Source organism: Ensifer sp. (genome assembly GCF_035999135.1).
Taxonomy (GTDB): domain Bacteria; phylum Pseudomonadota; class Alphaproteobacteria; order Rhizobiales; family Rhizobiaceae; genus Ensifer.
This window is the reverse complement of record NZ_DASYGZ010000024.1, coordinates 1-4,294: the sequence shown is the minus strand read 5'-3', so window position 1 is coordinate 4,294 and position 4,294 is coordinate 1. Positions and strand designations below refer to the sequence as shown.

Here is a 4,294-nt window from a genome sequence, read left to right as displayed (position 1 = left end):
CTTCAGATAGTCGAGGAGCGAACGACGGCTGGAAACCATCGCGAGCAGACCACGGCGGGAATGGTTATCCTTCTTGTGGCCCTTGAAGTGTTCGGTCAGGTTGTTGATCCGTTCCGTCAGGATAGCAACCTGGACTTCCGGGGAACCGGTGTCGCCTTCAACGGTTGCGTATTCCTTGATGAGCTGAGCCTTACGCTCTGCAGCAATCGACATCGGATGATCCTTTCGATTTCGAGGATTTCGGGACGCCTTCAGCCGGGATGTCGTCCAGCTGCGGCCGTGAATGCAACGGGCATTGAGCCTTTTGCTGGCGTGCCTATAAACGAATTGGATGAAAAAGGAAAGGGTCATGGACTCGCGGCCGAAAGGGTGTGCGAACCGCGCTAATTGCCAGTTGGACGAGGCCGCATCGGCGCCGATTTCTGCTCGTCCGGAATGATGGCCGCGCAATCAAGATAGGCGGAAAAGACCCAGCCGATCGCACCGGCTTTCGCAGAAACCGCCGACCATCGCTTGCCGTTCAAATGGCGCTCTTCGGTCTCGCGCACCCTCGTCCCGTTTGCGAGCGTCGCCACCACCCGACCATTCGGCGCGTCACGCACGTTGAGCGGCGTGCCCGTCGGGTCGGCGACCGTGCACTCGATCGCAGCGCCGCTCGCCTCAGACGCCATCAACACAAGTGCAAGCATGCAGAGGCGACCCACCGACCGTTTCATCGCTCCCCCCCGATCCCTATGGCGCGCCCTGGTCTTTCGCATCGCGCGGAATGGTGATCCGCCATTCGATGCCATCGGCATGCATGATGCGCTCGAGCGTGGCGTTCAACGCCATGCCGAGCATACGCTCCAGCACCAGGGAGCCGAAGCCCTTGCGAACCGGATCGGACGGCCTGCCCTTGAGATCGGCGCCCTCTTCGCGCCAGCGGATGGCGATCCCGTCGTCCTCGAGCGACCAGCTCAGCTTGACGACCCCTTGGGTGTTGGCGAGCGCGCCATATTTCGTAGCGTTGGTCGCCAGTTCGTGCAGGCCCATGCCGAGTGTCTGGGCGATCTGGGTGTCGAGCCTCAGGGGTGGACCGGACAGGATCACACGCTTGGGATCGTCGGGCACGAACGGTTGCAGCTGGTTCTGGGCAAGTTCGCGGAAGTCGACGCCCTGGGCCGCGTTGGCGATCATCAGGTCGGTCGAGCGCGCAAGACCGGCGATGCGTTTGCGGAAGCTGTCGGCGAAGTCAGCGGCACTATCGGCCGAATAGACCGACTGGTTCAACATCGACTGGATGACGGTCAGCTGGTTTTTCGAGCGGTGCGCCACCTCGCGCATCAGGAAGCGGATTTCGCTCTCCGCCTTTGTGCGCGCCGCCGCCGCCCGCGCCAGCGCCGCCGAGACCTGTTCGACCTCGGCGATCCTGTGCGGGCGCGGCTCGATCCGTTCGCCCGCGCCAAGGCGTCGGGCATCCTCGGCCACCAGCTTGACGCCCTGGGACAAAAGTCGCGCAATCGCCAGAGATCCGGCGATCGCGATCGCCGCAAAAAGGATACCGCCGAGCGACAGCGAGAGAAACGACCAGAGGGCCGGCGCATCGACGATCGCCTTCGGCGCCCAGGCGATGATGCGCCATCCGGTGATCACGGAAAACTCGGTCGCCACCCGATATTCAGTGCCGTTTTCGCTGATGTTGCGCACACCGATGCTGATCGCCGGAACCTTGTCGAGAAAGAACGGCTCGCCGGCTTTGACCGACGCGTCCGACGACACGATGACCTTGCCGGCGCTGTCGACCAGGGCTGCGTTCCAGCCGGGCGACAGCGTATCGCGATTGACCGCCTTGGCCATGTTCTCGGCGTTCTGCGTCAGCGTCAGCAGGTAGTCTTCGCCGGTCGAAAGCTTCGCGGGAAGATAGACGTTGAACACCCATTTTCCGGCCGTCTTGCCGAAGAAGACATTGGAGACGAGCGGTGCGCCATTATTGGTAAAGGCGCGCTCGACCGAATCCGGATCGGACGCCTGGGACAGCGGCGTGCCGAATGGTACGCGCGTGTTGAGCCACTGGTTGTGCTTGCGATCGATGACGATCAGGAAGGAATCCGTGCCGGCAAGCGCCGTCGAGGCGCGCTCGTAGAAGGCCTGCCGGTTGCCGTCGTCGATCGTCCGCGAGGTCGACAACACCTTGAGCGTCGTCAGCATGCCCTCGATGTCGCGCTCGACAATGCGGGTTACCGAGCCGGTCGAGGCCTGGAGCAAGGCCGTGATCACCTGCTCCTGCGCGTCGACGCTGCGCTTCAGCACCACCAGCGAAAATATGAAGGCCGGCACAATCGCGACCAGCAGCAGGAAGGTGAGATAGAAGCTGAAGGGGCGGGTCAGGCGATGACGGACGACGTCGGCGACCGTCGCGAAGCCTGCTGTCCTGCGCTCTCTTTCGTCCGACACGCCGGTCACCTGACTGGCCTTTCTGTCCTTCTCCATGTCACGACGGCGGCAAAGCTCTGCGGCCGGCCGCGCCGGGGCCGACGCGTGCCGACGCTCGAAATGGAAATGGAATCACCCCGGATGGCTTGCAAACCCATTCCGGGGATCATGCGTCAAGGTCGGCACAAAGGCAAATGCCTGCGGGCGCTTAGCTGCCGGCAAAGACGCGCTTGGGACGAAACTCGCCCTCGCCGATTTCACCGATGGCCACCAGCTTGCCGCGGGCCGTTGCGTAGGCCTCGGGAGCCGAAAGCGGCGCGTCGCGGCCGCGCAGGATGATCGGGTTGCCCATCTTCAGGCGATGCGCCTGGTCGTCGTTGACGGCGACGTGCGGCAGGTTGGACAAGGCCTCGCCGGTATCGACGAGATAGGCGTCGAGCGCTGCCAGGCGGTCCTCGTCGCTTTCGAGTTTCTCGAGTGCCACCAGGTCGGCCAGCGGCACCATGTCCTCCTCGCCGAACGGGGCGACGAAGGTCCGGCGCAGCGAAGCGATGTGACCATAACAGTTGAGGTCGCGGCCCATGTCGCGGGCGAGCGAGCGCACATAGGTGCCCTTGCCGCATTCGATCTCGAAATGCGCAAGATTGGGAGCGCAACCCAGAAGCGTCAGACGGTGCACTTCGACCTCACGGGCCGGGATTTCGACGATCTCGCCCTCGCGGGCGAGATCGTAGGCACGCTCGCCATCGATCTTGATCGCCGAGAACTGCGGCGGCACCTGGCTGATGACGCCGGTGTAGTTCGGCAGGAGCGCGCGGATCGCTTCTTCCGTCGGCCGCTCGGACGAGGAATGGGTGACCTCGCCTTCGAGGTCGTCGGTCGAACGCTCTTCGCCCCAGGCAACGGTGAATTCGTAGATCTTGCGGCCGTCCATCACGTAGGGAACGGTCTTGGTCGCGTCGCCGAGCGCGATCGGCAGCATGCCGGAGGCGAGCGGATCGAGGGTGCCGGCATGGCCGGCCTTCTGGGCCTTGAACAACCACTTGATCTTCGAAACGGCTTCGGTGGAGCCGAAGTCGAGCGGTTTGTCGAGGATCAGCCAGCCGGAGATCGGGCGGCCCTTGGGCTTACGCGGTTTGGACATGAAATCTACTATTCTTCGTCTTCGGTCTGGTCGAGATCGCGGCTGACTTCCGGCGAACGCAGAAGCTCGTCGATCTTCTTGTAGTTGTCGAAGCTCGTATCGTCGCGGAAACGAACATCGGGCATGTATTTCATCTGCCGCAGCTGCGGGCCCAGGCGGCCGCGAATGTACTTGGCATTGCGGTTCAATGCGTCGATGACCTCGGCATGGTTCGGCACGCCGAGCGGCGTGACATAGGCCGTGGCGATCTTCAGATCGGGCGACATGCGCACTTCCGAGATCGCAATGACGGTCTTTTCGATCACCGGGTCGCGCACTTCACCGCGCTGCAGAACCTGTGTGATCGCTGCACGCACCTGTTCGCCGACGCGCAGCATGCGCTGGGAAGGGGCAGAGGATGTGGCTTTGCTCATGAACAGTACCTCAAAAAAATGCGAGCGCCGAAGGATAACCCGGCGCCCGCATATTCTCTAATCGGACGGAGCTTACAGCGTCCGCGTGATGTGCTCGACGCGGAAGCACTCGATCGTATCGCCGGCGCGAATGTCTTCGTAGTTCTCGAAGGCCATACCGCATTCCTGACCGACGTTGACTTCCGAGACTTCGTCCTTGAAGCGCTTGAGGGTCTTGAGCTTGCCTTCGTGGATAACGACGTTGTCGCGAACCAGACGGACGCCGACGCCACGCTCGACCTTGCCTTCGGTGACGCGGCAACCCGCGACCTTGCCGACCTTGGTG

Annotated in this window: 6 protein-coding genes; all 6 read right to left on the bottom strand. The window is 62.9% G+C overall.

Features of this window, described 5'->3' with window-relative positions; all coding sequences use genetic code 11:
• Positions 1-213: 30S ribosomal protein S15 (rpsO, locus tag VGO12_RS02050; RefSeq protein ID WP_327511085.1), on the bottom strand; the 213-nt coding region annotated here is incomplete at its 3' end.
• 170 nt (positions 214-383) lie between these two features.
• Positions 384-689, bottom strand: a complete 306-nt coding sequence (locus VGO12_RS02045; protein WP_327511084.1) for an SH3 domain-containing protein — start codon at positions 687-689, stop codon at positions 384-386.
• Between the two features lie 43 nt (positions 690-732).
• Complete coding sequence (locus tag VGO12_RS02040; protein ID WP_327511083.1) at positions 733-2,469, bottom strand: sensor histidine kinase; 1,737 nt, start codon at positions 2,467-2,469, stop codon at positions 733-735.
• Between the two features lie 151 nt (positions 2,470-2,620).
• Positions 2,621-3,556, bottom strand: a complete 936-nt coding sequence (truB, locus tag VGO12_RS02035; RefSeq protein WP_327511082.1) for a tRNA pseudouridine(55) synthase TruB — start codon at positions 3,554-3,556, stop codon at positions 2,621-2,623.
• An 8-nt stretch (positions 3,557-3,564) separates the two neighbouring features.
• Positions 3,565-3,969: a 30S ribosome-binding factor RbfA gene (rbfA, locus tag VGO12_RS02030; RefSeq protein WP_327511081.1), complete on the bottom strand. Its 405-nt coding sequence runs from the start codon at positions 3,967-3,969 to the stop codon at positions 3,565-3,567.
• 72 nt (positions 3,970-4,041) lie between these two features.
• Positions 4,042-4,294: EF-Tu/IF-2/RF-3 family GTPase (locus VGO12_RS02025; RefSeq protein ID WP_327495042.1), on the bottom strand; the 253-nt coding region annotated here is incomplete at its 5' end.